General features: G+C 73.2%; 21 protein-coding genes. 9 read left to right on the top strand and 12 right to left on the bottom strand.

Translation table 11 applies throughout. From position 1 onward, the window contains the following. Positions 1–36: 36 nt before the first annotated feature. From AB0F68_RS22990 to AB0F68_RS22975, 4 genes are read right to left on the bottom strand one after another with little or no spacing between them, the layout of a single operon-like run. Positions 37–183 carry a GPGG-motif small membrane protein gene (locus AB0F68_RS22990; RefSeq protein ID WP_165949678.1) on the bottom strand — a complete coding sequence of 49 codons (147 nt, stop codon included), beginning with the start codon at positions 181–183 and terminating at the stop codon, positions 37–39. Positions 184–225: 42 nt separating this feature from the next. Next, positions 226–951 carry a metallophosphoesterase gene (locus AB0F68_RS22985; protein ID WP_357341597.1) on the bottom strand — a complete coding sequence of 242 codons (726 nt, stop codon included), beginning with the start codon at positions 949–951 and terminating at the stop codon, positions 226–228. Positions 952–961: 10 nt separating this feature from the next. Next, positions 962–1,171 (bottom strand): hypothetical protein, encoded by a 210-nt coding sequence (locus AB0F68_RS22980; protein WP_357341645.1) that lies wholly within the window; start codon positions 1,169–1,171, stop codon positions 962–964. Between the two features lie 56 nt (positions 1,172–1,227). Then, a complete protein-coding gene (locus tag AB0F68_RS22975; protein ID WP_357341596.1) occupies positions 1,228–1,878 on the bottom strand; it encodes a nucleotidyltransferase in 651 nt (216 codons plus the stop codon). 83 nt (positions 1,879–1,961) lie between these two features. Here AB0F68_RS22975 and AB0F68_RS22970 point away from each other — a divergent pair, with 83 nt between their 5' ends. Then, positions 1,962–2,693, top strand: coding sequence for a thymidylate kinase (locus AB0F68_RS22970; protein WP_357341595.1), 732 nt, complete (start codon positions 1,962–1,964; stop codon positions 2,691–2,693). On the opposite strand, the gene AB0F68_RS22965 is transcribed toward AB0F68_RS22970, so the two are convergent. Beyond that, positions 2,678–3,367 carry an SDR family NAD(P)-dependent oxidoreductase gene (locus AB0F68_RS22965; RefSeq protein ID WP_357341594.1) on the bottom strand — a complete coding sequence of 230 codons (690 nt, stop codon included), beginning with the start codon at positions 3,365–3,367 and terminating at the stop codon, positions 2,678–2,680. The genes AB0F68_RS22970 and AB0F68_RS22965 overlap by 16 nt on opposite strands. Before the next feature lie 302 nt (positions 3,368–3,669). On the opposite strand from AB0F68_RS22965, the gene AB0F68_RS22960 reads away from it, so the two are divergent. From AB0F68_RS22960 to AB0F68_RS22950, 3 genes are all read left to right on the top strand, one after another. Next, complete coding sequence (locus tag AB0F68_RS22960) at positions 3,670–4,584, top strand: MurR/RpiR family transcriptional regulator (protein ID WP_357341593.1); 915 nt, start codon at positions 3,670–3,672, stop codon at positions 4,582–4,584. Further along, positions 4,581–5,528 carry an N-acetylmuramic acid 6-phosphate etherase gene (gene murQ, locus AB0F68_RS22955; protein ID WP_357341592.1) on the top strand — a complete coding sequence of 316 codons (948 nt, stop codon included), beginning with the start codon at positions 4,581–4,583 and terminating at the stop codon, positions 5,526–5,528. Before AB0F68_RS22960 ends, murQ begins: the two co-directional genes overlap by 4 nt. Positions 5,529–5,988: 460 nt before the next feature. Next, positions 5,989–6,978 (top strand): sigma-70 family RNA polymerase sigma factor, encoded by a 990-nt coding sequence (locus AB0F68_RS22950; protein WP_208602949.1) that lies wholly within the window; start codon positions 5,989–5,991, stop codon positions 6,976–6,978. Positions 6,979–7,048: 70 nt separating this feature from the next. On the opposite strand, the gene AB0F68_RS22945 is transcribed toward AB0F68_RS22950, so the two are convergent. Next, a complete protein-coding gene (locus tag AB0F68_RS22945; protein ID WP_357341591.1) occupies positions 7,049–8,017 on the bottom strand; it encodes an NlpC/P60 family protein in 969 nt (322 codons plus the stop codon). Positions 8,018–8,508: 491 nt separating this feature from the next. Here AB0F68_RS22945 and AB0F68_RS22940 point away from each other — a divergent pair, with 491 nt between their 5' ends. Next, the gene (locus tag AB0F68_RS22940; RefSeq protein WP_357341590.1) at positions 8,509–9,027 is read left to right on the top strand and encodes a DUF6232 family protein; all 519 of its coding nucleotides are present in this window, start codon (positions 8,509–8,511) and stop codon (positions 9,025–9,027) included. A gap of 10 nt (positions 9,028–9,037) precedes the next feature. Here AB0F68_RS22940 and AB0F68_RS22935 read toward each other — a convergent pair whose 3' ends face one another. Both AB0F68_RS22935 and AB0F68_RS22930 read right to left on the bottom strand, forming a co-directional pair. Next, on the bottom strand, positions 9,038–9,367 hold the full coding sequence (locus AB0F68_RS22935; protein WP_357341589.1) for a DUF3817 domain-containing protein: 330 nt from the start codon (positions 9,365–9,367) through the stop codon (positions 9,038–9,040). A gap of 25 nt (positions 9,368–9,392) precedes the next feature. After that, positions 9,393–9,812, bottom strand: coding sequence for a hypothetical protein (locus tag AB0F68_RS22930; protein ID WP_357341588.1), 420 nt, complete (start codon positions 9,810–9,812; stop codon positions 9,393–9,395). Between the two features lie 123 nt (positions 9,813–9,935). Between AB0F68_RS22930 and AB0F68_RS22925 the strand changes: the two genes are divergently transcribed. Genes AB0F68_RS22925 through AB0F68_RS22915 form a run of 3 tightly spaced genes read left to right on the top strand, consistent with a single transcriptional unit; the run spans position 9,936 to position 11,130 of the window. After that, positions 9,936–10,235, top strand: coding sequence for a DUF6158 family protein (locus AB0F68_RS22925; RefSeq protein ID WP_091269715.1), 300 nt, complete (start codon positions 9,936–9,938; stop codon positions 10,233–10,235). Further along, positions 10,235–10,558 (top strand): hypothetical protein, encoded by a 324-nt coding sequence (locus AB0F68_RS22920; RefSeq protein ID WP_355644524.1) that lies wholly within the window; start codon positions 10,235–10,237, stop codon positions 10,556–10,558. The genes AB0F68_RS22925 and AB0F68_RS22920 overlap by 1 nt, the downstream gene beginning before the upstream one ends. 32 nt (positions 10,559–10,590) lie before the next feature. Then, positions 10,591–11,130 carry a DUF1360 domain-containing protein gene (locus AB0F68_RS22915; protein WP_357341587.1) on the top strand — a complete coding sequence of 180 codons (540 nt, stop codon included), beginning with the start codon at positions 10,591–10,593 and terminating at the stop codon, positions 11,128–11,130. Between the two features lie 60 nt (positions 11,131–11,190). Here AB0F68_RS22915 and AB0F68_RS22910 read toward each other — a convergent pair whose 3' ends face one another. The 3 genes from AB0F68_RS22910 to AB0F68_RS22900 form a co-directional block, all read right to left on the bottom strand. Next, the gene (locus AB0F68_RS22910) at positions 11,191–11,400 is read right to left on the bottom strand and encodes a hypothetical protein (protein ID WP_357341586.1); all 210 of its coding nucleotides are present in this window, start codon (positions 11,398–11,400) and stop codon (positions 11,191–11,193) included. Positions 11,401–11,439: 39 nt separating this feature from the next. Beyond that, a complete protein-coding gene (locus tag AB0F68_RS22905; RefSeq protein ID WP_357341585.1) occupies positions 11,440–11,664 on the bottom strand; it encodes a hypothetical protein in 225 nt (74 codons plus the stop codon). A 148-nt stretch (positions 11,665–11,812) separates the two neighbouring features. Beyond that, positions 11,813–12,901 carry a 3-deoxy-7-phosphoheptulonate synthase gene (locus AB0F68_RS22900; RefSeq protein ID WP_357341584.1) on the bottom strand — a complete coding sequence of 363 codons (1,089 nt, stop codon included), beginning with the start codon at positions 12,899–12,901 and terminating at the stop codon, positions 11,813–11,815. 481 nt (positions 12,902–13,382) lie between these two features. Between AB0F68_RS22900 and AB0F68_RS22895 the strand changes: the two genes are divergently transcribed. Beyond that, complete coding sequence (locus tag AB0F68_RS22895) at positions 13,383–13,598, top strand: hypothetical protein (protein ID WP_357341583.1); 216 nt, start codon at positions 13,383–13,385, stop codon at positions 13,596–13,598. On the opposite strand, the gene AB0F68_RS22890 is transcribed toward AB0F68_RS22895, so the two are convergent. Beyond that, positions 13,565–14,287: a phosphodiesterase gene (locus tag AB0F68_RS22890; RefSeq protein ID WP_357341582.1), complete on the bottom strand. Its 723-nt coding sequence runs from the start codon at positions 14,285–14,287 to the stop codon at positions 13,565–13,567. The genes AB0F68_RS22895 and AB0F68_RS22890 overlap by 34 nt on opposite strands. Positions 14,288–14,347 lie beyond the last annotated feature (60 nt).

The following is a 14,347-nucleotide window of genomic DNA, read 5'->3' as shown; positions in this document are numbered from 1 at the left end:
CGACCCCGGCGGGTCAGGGGTGGTGGGAGGTCGGCGCTAATTGTTGAAGATGCTGACGCCGCCCGGGCCGACCAGCAGGCCGACGACGATGAGGACGATGCCCCACAGGATCTGCCGGCGGAACAGCGCAAGGATGCCGGCGACCACCAGTACGACTGCGAGAATCCAGAGAATCAGCTCCATGTCGGCTGGATACCCGTCCGTCGGATCCCGGAAACCTGCTTCTCAGCCCAGATGATCACCCACATGGAAGATGCTGTACGCCTGCTTGATGACCGGGTGCGCGACGTTGCGGACCCGCACGCCGCCCGGGGTGGTGCCCCGCTCGGTGCCGTGGTGGGCGTGCCCGTGCAGGGCCAGCGCGGTGGGCGCCGAGTCGATGGCCTGGCCGAGCTGGTAGCAGCCGAGGAACGGGTAGATCTCCAGCGGCTCGCCAGCGAGCGTGTCCGGCACGGGGGAGTAGTGGGTGAGCGCGACCAGCAGGTCGCAGTCGAGCCCACGCAATGCCGCGCCGAGGGCGTCCGCACTCTCCTTGGTGGTCTGGACGAACGCCTTCATCTCCGGCTCGCCGAAGTCGCTGGCACACCGGCCGGCGAACCCGCCGCCGAACCCCTTCGCCCCGGCCACGCCGAGCCGCCCGCCGGCGCACTCCAGCACGATCCCGGTCCCCTCCAGCACGGTGATCCCGGCGTCCTCCAGCACCTTCACCACCTGCGGCACCTGGTCGCAGTGGTGGTCGTGGTTGCCGAGCACGGTGATCACCGGAACGCCGAGGTCGCCGAACTCCTGTGCCACGCACCGTGCCTCGGACTCGGTGCCGTGCCGGGTCAGGTCCCCAGCGAGCAGGAGCGCGTCGGCGCAGTCGGGCAACTCCTCCAGCGCGGGCCGGAAGCGGCCGACCACGTCCTCGTCCAGGTGCACGTCTCCGACGGCGGCGATCCGGATCACCATCGAACCTCCCTCACGGCAACTCCTCGACCTGGGTGGGGGCCTGCGTGCGGATCACGCCGATGTCGCTGGTGACCGGCACGTCCGGGAAGCGCTCGGTGACCCGCCGCAGGATCTCCTCCCGCCGGTGCGGGCTCTCCACCTCGCCGTAGAGCACCAGGCCGCGCTCGCGGCGCACCACCGTGATGCCCTGCTCGGCGACGTCCGGGTCCTCGGCCAGCATGCTCTGGATCTCGGCCTCGACGTACTCGTCGGGCGGCCCGCCGGCGTGGTGCTCGGTCACGGTGTCTCCCTTCCTCCGGTCGCGCCGCCGGGCAGCACGTCCAGCCGGTCGAGCAGCACCAGGAACGCCTCGGCGTACGGCGAGTGCTGCGTCTCCTTCCGTACCCGTTCCCAGTCGATCTGTTCTCGCAGTGAACGGGCGAGCGGCAGGGCCCGGGCGAAGTCGCAGTAGTGCTGGGAGAAGCTGAGCAGCTTGTGCACCATGAGCTGGCTGGCCGAGAGAACCGGCATGTGGATGGCGTCGACCGGCCGCACGATGGTGTCGGTGAAGGTCTCCTCGGTCACCGGGGTCTCGATGGGCCGGTGGATCAGGTCCACCATCCGACCCTCGTCGTAGACCTTGACCAGCCAGTCCTCCGGGGGGCGTTCGGCGGTGAAGCCGGCCTCGACCAGGGCCTCCAGGGCGCGGTCCACGTCCTGTTGCCGGATCAGGAAGTCCACGTCGTGGTCGCTGGAGTGGCCGCCGTGGGCGTACACGGCGAAGCTGCCGCCCAGCGCGAAGGGGATCTCGGACTGCTTGAGCACGGCGGCGACCTTCTTCAGCGTGTGCACCAGGGTCTCGTCCCCGCGCTCGGCCATCTGGGTCTCCCGTCGTCGTAGGTGGCGGTGGGAATGAAGTTGCGTACCCGGCGAACGGGGCGGCCACACATGTTGCGGGCGCGGCCCGCCGTGCTGGGGACAGATCCGGACAAACCACCGAAGGTGAGCGCGGGTCGGATAGCCTCGGCAGGGTGGCCAGGTCACTGCGGGTGCGGCGCGGCAGGGCCCGACTGCGCGCCGTCGCCCTGATCGGCATCGACGGCTCGGGCAAGACCACCCAGGCTCACCGGCTCGCCGAGGCGCTCAGCGCCGCGGGCCACCCCGCCACCTACCACCGCAACGCCGGCGGCCGCCGCTGGCTCGGCCGGCTGGCCCAGCGACTCGGCCGGCCCGACGCGCAGCGGCTCGTCGGGCGCAACGGGCTGCTCGCCCTGGAGTCGGTGCTCCGCTGGCTGGCCATCGCGCTCGCCCTGCTCACCTGCCTGCTGACCGGCCGCACGGCGGTGATGGACCGCTGGTCCGCCTGCCAGTACGCCAGCATCCGGGCGCACGGCGGGCAGCGCTGGGAGCGGCTGGCCCGGGCCGGCTACCGGGTCTTCCCGCCGCCCCGGGTCACCATCCTGCTGACCGTGGACCCGGTGGAGGCGTACCGGCGGATCGAGCGGCGCGGCACCGACCACGAGAGCATGCAGTGGCTCAGCGCGGCGGCCACCGCCTACCGGACCCTGCCGGAGTACGGCAGCTTCGTGGTGGTGGACGGGAGCGGCAGCCCGGAGGAGGTGTCCCGCCGGATCCGCGCGCACCTGACCGAGTGGCTCTCTGGCGATCCGCCCTCGCCGACCGGCCCGACCCCGGGCGGCACCCGACCGCCGTCCGGCGGGGCCGGTCCCACCGAACCGGTCCCGGCTCAGGCCCGCCCGTAGACCGGGATGCTCGCCCCGCTGGTCGGGGCCGAATCGTCCGAGGCCAGGAAGCGGATCACCGCGGCGATCTCGGCCGGCGGGACCCAGCGCCGGTGGTCGGCGTCCGGCTGGGCGGCCCGGTTGGCCGGTGTGTCGATCACGCTGGGCAGCACCGTGTTGCAGCGCACCCCGCGCGGCCGGTACTCCACCGCCACGGCGTTGGCGAAGGCCTGCACGGCCGCCTTGGCGGTGGCGTAGCCGGCCGCGCCGGGGAACGGGGCCACCGCGGCCCGCGCCGACACGCAGACCACCGCGCCGCCGCCGGCCGCCACCAGGTGCGGCAGCGCGGCCTGGGTGACCAGGTACGTGGGGCGCAGGTTGAGCCGCAGCATCCGGTCGAACTCCTCGATCGGGGTCTCGTGCACCAGCCCGCCGCTGGCGTACCCCCCGACCAGGTTGACCACGGCGCGCAGCGGCGCGCTCGGCTCGTCGGTGGCGGCGGCCACCGCCCGCGCGACCCCGGCGGGGTCCAGCAGGTCGGCCGCGACGCGGACCGGCCCAGCGGCCGCGGGCGCCGTCCCGGCACCCTTCCGTTCGGGTACGACCACCCGCCAGCCGGCCTCCAGGAAGGCGGCGGTGACCGCACCGCCCAGCCCGCCCGTCCCCCCGGTCACCAGCACCGTGCGCTCCGCCATGGGCACACGCTAACCGTCCGGCCCGGTTGGCGGTGAAAGGGGGCGTGATCCGGCCCGGTCGATGTCGGTCGGTCGGGTGGGACCGGCCGACCGGTGACCTCGGCGCGGCCGTCCGGACGGCGCGGCGGGCACGACCGCCGGAGCGGCCGCCGGCCGGCGCGACGGAGTCGACCGGAGCGGAGGAGGTGGCCGGGCTGCGGGAATGGGACCCTTGGCACGGCGGACGGGCGCGGAAGGCGGTACTTTTCCCGATACGCGGCGTCATGGTTGACGGTCACGCCTCGTGAAAGTAAGTTTCATCCGTGGCGAAGAGTCCGAAGATTTCTGCGAGTCACGAGCCCGGTGGACTGATCGTCCACATCAGCGGCCTCCTGCCCTCGCTGTCCCCGGCTGAGCAGCGGGTGGCCCGGCTGGTCGTCGCCGACCCGGCCGACGCCGCCCGGCGCACCATCACCGACCTCGCCACCGCCGCCCAGACATCCGAGGCCACCGTCATCCGGTTCTGCCGGTCGGTCGGCATGGACGGCTACCCCCAGCTGCGCATCCGGCTCGCCGCCGAGGCCGCCCGCCGGATCGAGCCACCGGACGCCCGGGTGGTCGGCGGCGACATCCCGCCCGGCGCCGACCTGGCGCAGATCATCGCCACCATCGCGTTCAACGACGCGCGGGCCGTGGAGGAGACCGCCGAGCAGCTCGACCCGGCCGTCTGCGAGCGGGTGGTCGAGGCGATCGGCGGGGCCGGCCGGATCGACGTCTACGGCGCCGGCGCCAGCGGCTTCGTCGCCTCGGACTTCCAGCAGAAGCTGCACCGCATCGGCCGCACCGCCTTCTACTTTCCGGACGTGCACACCGCGCTCACCTCGGCCGCACTGCTCGGCCGAGGCGACGTCGCGGTCGGCATCTCGCACACCGGCACCACCTCGGACGTCATCGAGGTGCTCGAACAGGCCCGCGCCCGGGGCGCCACCACGGTCGCGCTGACCAACTTCCCCCGCTCGCCGATCACCGAGGTCGCCGACCACGTGCTGACCACCGCGGCCCGGGAGACCACCTACCGCTCCGGCGCGATGGCCAGCCGGCTGGCCCAGTTGACCGTGGTCGACTGCCTCTTCGTGGGGGTGGCCGCCCGGAACCGGGCCAAGGCCAGGAAGGCCCTGGAGGTGACCGCCGAGGCGGTCCAGTCGCACCGGGTCGGCGCCGGCCGGAGGCGGGCATGACGGCGGGGCGGGTGGAGCGGGACGAGATCGCCGCGGTGCGGCCCGTGGTCCGGGTCGGCGCCCCCACCGAGCGGCGCAACCCGCACAGCCTCGACCTCGACCTGATGTCGACCCGGGACGTGCTCACCGTCATCAACGAGGCGGACCGGCGGGTGCCCGCCGCCGTGGCCGCCGTCCTCGACGAGATCGCCGAGACCGTCGACCTGGCCGTCGCCGCGCTGCGCGGCGGCAACCGGGTGCACTACTTCGGCGCCGGCACCTCCGGCCGTCTCGGCGTGCTGGACGCCGCCGAGCTGGCTCCCACCTTCAACTCGCCGCGGCACTGGTTCTGCGCCCACCTGGCCGGCGGCCCCGAGGCCATGTGGCGGGCCGTCGAGGACGCCGAGGACGACGAGCGCGGCGGCGCCGCCGAGGCCGCCGACTGCGTACGCCCCGGCGACCTGGTGGTCGGGCTGGCCGCCAGCGGGCGCACCCCGTACGTCCTCGGGGCGCTCGCCGCAGCCCGGGCGCAGGGGGCCGCGACCGTGCTGCTCTGCGCCAATCCGGAGGCCGAAGCCGCCGGGTCGGTCGACGTCTTCATCGGGGTGGACACCGGACCGGAGGTGGTCACCGGGTCGACCCGGATGAAGGCGGGCACCGCGCAGAAGTTGGTGCTCAACACGTTCTCGACGGCCGTCATGGTGCGCCTCGGCCGGGTCTACTCGAACCTCATGATCGACATGGTGGCCACGAACGCCAAGTTGCGCGGCCGGATGATCTCGATCCTCATGGAGGCCACCGGCTGTGCCGAGGAGATCTGCCGCAGCGCCCTGAACGAGGCGGACGGCGACCTCAAGACAGCCCTCGTCTCGCTGGTCTCCGGCGCCGAGGTCTCCGCCGCCCGAGCCGCCCTGGCCCGCTCCGCCGACCAGGTACGCGGCGCGCTCGCCCTGCTCGCCTCCTGACGCCTTCGCCCCGCCGGGTCCCCTCCCGGCGGCCTCCGCACCACGGGTGCGACGCGTATCACGTGGCGGAAGGGACGTCTCGCCCGGTGCGGATTGTTCAACCAGGCGTGGGGTAATCCTCACCGGTGGCTGAACCGACGGGTCCGCGAGCGCGTATCTCGCAGTGACCAGGATCGCAATGATGCGGTGACGCGGGTCGCTGTGTTCATGGAATTCGCAATGGTGCGATTTCCTGAGCGGACGACGATTCCGCTGCTCCGACGCCTCCTGGCCGGGGCGCACGCGAGCCACCCGGGCAGGGGTCCTGACAGCAAACATGGACCGGGCTCTCAGCTACTACTCAGGCATTCGTGACAGTTTCGACTCACGACATGGAATCCCCGACGCGTCTCATCTGTTGTGTAGGTGTCAGCACCTGCGGGCACAGCGGAGGTTACGGGGAGGGCTGATGAACGTGGGGATGGCAAGGAACCGGGCAACCGGCGCGAGCGAGGGGACCGTGGCAATCGTGGACAAGAACATCGGCATGCGTACCGACGAGGTCGCCGAGGAGCGGGACCTGGTCGGCGTCTACCTGCACGAGATCTCCCGGACGCCGCTGCTGGACGCCGCCAAGGAGGTCGATCTCTCCAAGGCGATCGAGGCCGGCCTCTACGCCGAGCACCTGCTCGGCGAGGACCGCGTCCCCGCCGGCGTCGACCGGGAGGACCTGGAGCGGCTGGTCGTCGAGGGTGAGCGCGCGAAGGACCTGTTCATCCGCGCCAACCTGCGACTGGTCGTCTCGATCGCCCGCCGCTACGTGCGGTCGGGCATGCCCATGCTGGACCTGATCCAGGAGGGCAACACCGGCCTGGTCCGGGCCGTCGAGAAGTTCGACTACGAGCGCGGCTACAAGTTCTCCACCTACGCGACCTGGTGGATCCGTCAGGCCATCAGCCGGGCGATCGCCCAGCAGGAGCGCACCGTGCGGCTGCCCGTGCACCTGGTCGAGGACGTCAACCGGATGCGCAACGTGGCCCGGCAGCTCACCCGTGAGCTGGGCAGCGACCCGGAGCCGGAGCAGATCGCGGCGGCGCTCGGCGTCACCGTCGAGCGGGTCAACGAGCTGCGCCGCTGGTCGCAGGACACCGTCTCGCTGGACACCCCGGTGGGCGACGACGGCGACACCAACCTCGGCGACCTGGTCGCCGACAGCGACGCCCCGTCGCCGGAGGAGATCGTCCTCACCGGCCTGGAGCGGCAGCGGATCGAGGGTCTGCTCAACCACCTCGACGACCGTTCGGCCGGCATCATGCGGGCCCGCTACGGCCTGGAGGACGGGCGCGAGCACTCGCTCACCGAGGTCGCCTCGCGGTTCTCGCTCTCCCGCGAGCGGATCCGCCAGCTGGAGATCCAGGCCCTCGGCCGGCTCCGTGAGCTGGCCCGCGCCGAGGGGCTGCAGGCGGCCTGAGCTGGTAGTAATGGATTGAACGAACGGCCGGCGTCCGATAGGGGGACGCCGGCCGTTCGTCGTCTCGGGGTCAGCGCACCCGGCCGTAGCCGGCGATGCTCATGATGTCCATGTCCCGCTTGTTGACGTTGCGGCCCGCGCTGGGCGCGTCGATGATCTGGCCCCCGCCCACGTAGATGGCCACGTGGCCGAGGCCGGAGTAGAACACCAGGTCGCCGGGTTGCAGCGAACCACGACTGATCCGTGAGGTCGCGTCCCACTGCATCGCCGCGTTGTGCGGCAGGGACTTGCCGGCGGCCCGCCAGGCCGCCAGGGTCAGGCCCGAGCAGTCGTAGCTGCCTGGGCCGTCGTCGCCGTAGCCGTACGGCTTGCCGATCGCACCGTAGGCGTAGCGCACGGCCACGCCGGCGGAGCCGGAGATGGCCGGGGCGCTGCCGGCGGAGCTGGACTTCGCGGGCGCCTCGGTGGCCCGGCCGTACGCCTTCCGGCGCAGCTCGTAGAGGCGGGCCAGGTCCGCCTCGATCTTCTTCTTGCCGACGGTCAGCTGCTTGGCCTGCGCCGCCTCCCGGGCCAGCGTGGCGTCGAGCCGGGTCTTCTGGTCGATCAGCCGGCGCTGGTTCTCGGTGAAGCCGGCGATGGTCTGCTGTCGCTGGCGGGTCAGCTGGTCCAGGGTGCCCAGCCGGTCCGGCAGCGTGGCCGGCCCGCCCGGCTCCAGCAGGGCGTGCGCGGTGCGCATGCCCCCGGTCTTGTACGCGGTCGCGGCGAGGACGCCCACGTCGGCGCGGCTCCGCTCGGCCTGCTCCTGCAGCGGGCCGATCCTGGCCTGCAACGTGGCCGCGGTGGCCTTGTTGGCCTTGATCTCCTCGTTGAGCTTGTTGTACGACTCGACGATTCGCTCCAGCTCAGTCGAGGACTTCTCGATCTGCTTCGTCAGCTCGGCGGGGGTGGGCTCGGCGCGAGCCACCGACGCCGGGGCGAGCAGCGCGGCCGAGAGGCCGGCGACCGCCAGCGAGCGCAGCAGGATCCGTAAGGACGACAAGAGCGGAAGGCTCCTCTCCGACTCCTCGCCGGGCGGCGCGCGCGACCCGGCGACACCGGCCCGGGGCCATCCGGGTGGATGGCGGTCGACCGGACCAGCCTGCCCAACCTAACCCGTGACCGGTGTGGCGGTGAGTTGAAGCAGGGGCGAAAGTTGGCAAAGTGCCAGGAAGTGCCGCCGGTACGGGTGACGCTTCGTGACCGGTTCGCGGGCGGGCCGTCGCGGAACCGGCGTCCGGTGGGCGTATCGCGCCACTGGCCCGATTCGTCGTTCTGGGCGGATGTCGCCAGGCAACGCTCCGCAAAGTTACGACAAAGGCGGATATCGATCCCGTTTCCCGGCGCGATGCTCTCCCGGCGGCAGGCGGGTGGCCAGGGAAAACGCCCGGCCGGGGTGGCGGGCCCGCAACACAATGAAGCGCGGAGCCCGGGAATCCCGCGCGGCAGCATCGTCGGCGCGGCACCCGGCCCCGCGATCCCCGGGAGGCCGCCGTGCAGACCGATGGCTCCACCACCCGCCCGCCCCGGTCACCGGGCGCGACCACACCGACCCTGCTCTACGCCCGGCCGGGCATCGTGGTCACCGGCGAGCGCTTCACCGTCGGCCGCAAGAGTTGGCCGGTCGCCGACATCACGCAGCTCTGGACGGCCCGCGGCCCGCAGGACCGGCTCGCCCTCCGGGCGGTCGCCGTCTCCGCCGCGCTGATCGGCGCGGTCGGCCTGCTGCTCGGCTTCACCGGCGGGCTGCAACGGCTCACCGCGGCGGCGTACCTCACGCTGGGCGCGGTGGGGCTGCTGCCACTGCTGCTCGTGCTGGTCGGGGACCGCTGGCGGCCCCGGGCGCACGAGCTGTGGGGACGGCTCGGCGGCGCGGAGGTGCTGCTGTTCAGCAGCGACGACGAGCGGCAGTTCGGTCAGGTCACCCGGGCCCTGCAACGGGCCCGGGAGGGGGTACGCCACGGCGGCTGGACGGACCCGCCGGCGGCCCAGCCGTGGCGGCCGAACCGCTGACCGCCCCGGGTCAGCCGGCGACCGGCGCCGGGGTGCGCTTCGGCTGCTCGGCGGCCAGCCAGTGGCTCACCCGGCGCTCGGCGTAGAACGAGACGAACGGCACGGTGCCGGCGAGCATCACCAGCAGCATCCGCTTCAGCGGCCAGTCGGTGCGGCGCGACAGGTCGAAGGTCAGCGCCAGGTAGATCATGTACAGCCAGCCGTGGGCGGTGCCGACCACGGCCACCACGGTCGGGTTGTCGAAGCCGTACTTCAGCGGCATGCCGATCAGGACCAGCACCACCAGCGCGACGCCCACGATCCAGGCGATCACGCGGTACCGGGTAAGGGCTCCGCCCACCGTCGTCCGTCCTTCCGCACCGGCCTCAGCCGGGATAGTCGCCGGGCCTCGCGCCCGGGTTGGCGTTCAACCAGGAAAGGTAGCGGTTGTACGCGGCCAGTTCGCCGTCGTCGACCCCGTCGACCGGGGCGGCCGGCACCCGGCTGACCCGCACCGGCCGGCGTACCGCCGGGGTGGTGGCGGCCGGCTCGGGGTCGGCGGCCGCAGGCGGCGCCGGGGTGGCCCGCTGCTCGCGCGTGGCCCGCAGCGTGTGCCGCAGCTCACGCCACCAGACGAAGATCACGAAGCCGGCGAAGACCGGCCACTCGATCGCGTAACCGAAGCTCAGCGTGTTGCCTCCGGCGGCCCGGGTGACCTGCCACCAGCCCAGCCCGAGGAAGCCCACCACCAGCACGACCATGGCCACGTGGCGAGCGATCCACGCCGGTGTCCAGAGCCGCTTCATGCCATCGAGGGTACCGGGCCCGCCAGCCGTCTCCGACGCGGCGTCGTAGGTGGATCGGGGTTTGGTGACACCCCGGCTGGGCATTCGTCTAGACGCCAGCCCGAACGAGACGAGGGGGCGACGATGACCGAATCAGTACGCCGTGACGCCAGTCCGGAGCAGCGGGTGACCGAGTGGGACGGCGACCACGCGCGCACCCAGGACGTGGACGGTGAGCTGCTCGGGGTGGACCCCGCCGAGCTCGGCGACGAGGACCTGATCCGGGAGATGCAGAGCCTGCACCGGACCCGGCTGGACACCCTCCGGCACGCCACCGACTCGGCGCTCGCCAACCACCTGCGCCGCACCGCCGAGCTGGAGACCGAGTACCTGGCCCGGCACCCGGGCCGGGAGGTCGACCCGAGCCGGCTGCGGGACGCCTGATGGCCAGCCACGCCGAGCGCGGCATGTCCGCGCCGCCCGAGGTGGTCTTCAACACCGCCACGGACCCGGACCGGTCGTCGGCCTGGCTGCCCGAGGAGCTGCGCCGGTCCGGCACCCACCGGGTCGAGGTGGTCGACGCCGAGGACATGCGGGCGCGCTGGAGCTCCGAGTCCGCCGGCTGGTCGGCGGACATCGACGTCGAGCCGGCCGACGCCGGTGGCGCCCGGGTGCGGCTGGACCTCAACGGCACCGACCACGGGATGGCCGACGAGATCCTGGCCAGCCTCGCCCGCGAGGTGGCCGACAACCTGACCGCCGGCTGAGCCGGCACCGCCACGACGATCGAGGAGGCCGGGTGACCGGGAGTGGCCTGAAACAGAAGGTGGCGCGGATACGCCAGGCGTACGCGCCGCACGAGCACCGGCCGCTCGGCGGCTACCTGTTGGCGATGGGCACCTACGGCGCGGTCACCGCGTCGCTGGTCGGCCTGGTCAAGGCGTCCGGCCGCCCGGTGCCGGAGCGGCCCTCGGCCGGCGATGTCGTGCTGCTCTCGATCGCGACCCACAAGCTGAGCCGGCTGCTCTCCAAGGACGCGATCACCAGCCCGCTGCGCGCGCCGTTCACCCGGTACGACCACCCGATCGGCAGCGGCGAGGTGATGGAGGAGGTCCGGGACCAGGGCAGCCCGACCCGGCACGCGGTTGGCGAGTTGGTGAGCTGCCCCTTCTGCCTGGCCGTCTGGGTGGCCACCGGCCTCACCGGCGGGCTGGTGCTGGCGCCCCGGCTGACCCGGCTGGTCGCCACCGCGCTGACCGCGGTGGCCGCCTCCGACTTCCTCCAGATGGGTTACGCGGCGGCCCAGCAGGCGGCCGAGGGCGGGCACCAGGCGGAGTGACCTCACGACGGAAAGGGGGCCGCGCACCGCGCCGGCCCCCTTTTTTGGTGTTCGGCCCGCTCAGGTGGGGGTGGTGCCGTGGTCCTCGCCGGCCCAGCCGCGCGACGCCTCCGGCTCCCGCTCGTCGCGGTCTTCGCCGGTGATGATGTCGTCGGCGACCGCGGTCTCGTCGTGCTCGCCGGCGAAGTCGGGGTCCGGCAGCGTGTCCGTGCCCTCCGGTGGCTGGCCGAGCGCCGGGGGATGCTCGTGTTCCTGGTTACGGTCGCTCATCGCGCTGTCCTCTCCGTCCTCGGGCCGTCCGCGGAACGCTCAGCCCGCCGTCCCGCCGAGCAGGTCGGCCGCCTCGTCGACCGCGTACTCACCCTCGGGCAGCGCCGCGATCCGGGACAGCAGTTCGGCGGGAAGTTCGGCGGACACCGCCCGGCGGTAGATGTTCGCCTGGGTGACCCGCTCCTGGCCGCGGAAGATGTCGTCGAGCAGTTCGTCGAGCTGCCGGGTCTCCGGCTGCTCGGTCACGGGCGCGTCGTCGGTCACGCCGATCAGCTACCCGGGCCCGAATCGGTCAAACGTCGCCACCCGCCCCGACCCCGTCCCGTTGATCATGAGGTTAGCGGCAGTAAGCCGCCGCTAACTTCATGATCAACGGCCGCCTGACGGCTGGGGTGGGGCGGGTGGGGGTGCTTCAGGCGGGGGTGGGGAGGGTGGCGCGGCGGGTGCGGACCGCCTGGGCGAGGTGGTCGAGGACCTCGGCGGTGGTGTCCCAGCCGATGCAGGCGTCGGTCACCGACTGGCCGTAGGTCAGCCGGCGGGTGGGGTCGAGGTCCTGGCGGCCGGGCTGGAGGAAGCTCTCCAGCATGATGCCGACGATGCCGCGCTGACCGGCGGCGAGCTGGGCGGCCACGTCGGCGGCGACCACCGGCTGGTTGCGGTGGTCCTTGCCGCTGTTGGCGTGGCTGGCGTCCACCACCACCCGCTCGGGCAGCCCGGCCGCGCGCAGTAGGTCGAGCGCGCCCGCCACCGACTCCGCGTCGTAGTTGGGCCGGCCACCGCCGCCGCGCAGCACCAGGTGACCGTCGGCGTTGCCCCGGGTGTGCATGATCGCCGGGGTGCCGGAGACGTCGATGCCGGGGAAGACGTGCGGCACGCCGGCCGCCCGGATCGCGTCCACCGCCGTGGCGATGCTGCCGTCGGGGCGGTTCTTCATGCCGATCGGCATGGACAGCCCGGAGGCGAGCTGGCGGTGCACCTGGCTCTCCACGGTCCGCGCGCCGATCGCGCCCCAGGCCACCGTGTCGGCGATGTACTGGGGGGTGATCGGGTCGAGGAACTCGCACCCGACCGGCAGGCCCAGCCGTAGCACGTCGAGCAGGAGCGCCCGCGCGGTGCGCAGGCCGGTGTTCACGTCGCCGGAGCCGTCCAGGCCCGGGTCGTTGATCAGGCCCTTCCAGCCCACGGTCGAGCGCGGCTTCTCGAAGTAGACCCGCATCACCACGAGCAGGTCGTCGGCGAGTCGGTCGGCGGCCTGGCGCAGCCGGCCCGCGTACTCCAGGGCGGCGGCGGGGTCGTGCACCGAGCAGGGGCCGACCACGACCAGCAGCCGGTCGTCGGCGCGGTCGAGCACCCGGCCGACGGCACGCCGGCCGGCCACCACGGCCTCGGCGAGGGACTCCTCGAGCGGCAGGTGGTGGTGCAGCAGAGCCGGGGTGGTCAGCGGCACGACACGGTCGATCCGCTGGTCGATGACCCGATGGACATCCGGGGTCGTCGTCACGGTGGGGTTCCTTCCGCCGACCGTGCCCGGGGCCGGCGCCCGGGATCGAGCCGGCTGCTCGTACGCGAAAGGGCAGGGAATCATCCCTGCCCGGCCGGCTCGAAGAGGAGTGACGTCAGCTCATGGTTGAGTCACCGGCTCCTCCAGCCGGCTGCCTAAACCATCGATACGACCGCGTCACGCCCGCCAGCGTACCCGACGGGATGGGCGGGTCTCACCCGCTCGTCGGGCAAGCCGCGCCCCATGTTAACGCTGATCGATGGAACGCCGGGTAACGCGGGCGGCACCGGACGTGTCCGCCGGCCGTCCGCGCGCGTTGATCGCAGGGCTGGGCCGGCCGGTCGTCCCGATATCTGGGAGGCGGGGCGCCGGTGGGGCCATCGCGGGGTGCGGGAACGGTGGGCCGAATGACCTGCTCCGCGTACCGCATGGTGGGAGGCGCGGGGGTTCCGCGGTCTTCCGGCGGGGGTATGGGAACGGCATGAGCCAGGAGCAGAGCGACCAGGACCGGATCGAGTCCCGGGCCCACCTGCTGCCCGAGGAGGCGGCGGTCGGCAGCGAGGACCCGGAGGCGCAGGCCGACGGGATCCTCGCCGAATCGGACATCCGGGAGGAGGACCGGAACGCCGCCCCGGACACGGTGCTGGAGCACCGGACGTCCGATCAGACCGTGACCCCCGTCGAGCCGCCCGACTGAGCCGTGGCGCCGCGGGCCCGCTGGGAACCCCGGTAGGTGGTGTCCCGCAACCAGGCGAGCGGACCGACCACCCGCAGGCCCGGCGGCGCGTTGCCGATCGGATCGAAGGCCAGCGCGGCGTCCTCCCGGGCGCCGCGCCGGCCGTCCATCCGCACCTCGCCGAACGGTCGCCACGGCCCGACCGCCGAGGCCACCGCCAGCACGAGCCGCGGCCCGTCGTCGCCGGCCACCGCCGACAGCTCGGCCAGGCCGCGGCCCAGCTCCGGCGAGTCCGGGTCGGCCAGCACCGCCAGGTACAGGCGCCGCCGGCCCGCCCGGAACGACATGATCGAGCTGTACGTCCCGGTGAAGCGACGCCGCGGCAGCGGCAGGTGGCGCAGCACCGGCGCGGCCCCACTCGAACTCGCGAGCAGGTCCACCGGCGACTCCGGGTCGCGGTGCAGCCGGATGCCCACCCCGAGCACGTCCGGCCAGCTCCCCGGGGTGGGCACGCCCTTGGACAGCCGGACCGTCGCCGGCCACCGCCCGGGCAGGTCGAGCAGCGGCACGCCGGTCGGCGGGCCCGGCGTACCCCAGATCAGCACCTCGGCGGAGAAGGTGCGGCCGGCGGGATGCAGCAGCCGGGCGTGCCGGAGCCGGGCCAGTGCGGCGGCGGCGCGTTCGACCGCGGACGATGCGGGGGAGGACATGTCGGGCGAGTACCCCGGCACGCGGGGACGATGCTCCCCGCGCGTCACCTTTCCACCCGC

Source organism: Micromonospora sp. NPDC023966, assembly GCF_040639095.1.
Lineage (GTDB): Bacteria > Actinomycetota > Actinomycetes > Mycobacteriales > Micromonosporaceae > Micromonospora.
This window is presented reverse-complemented; position numbering and strand designations above follow the sequence as displayed.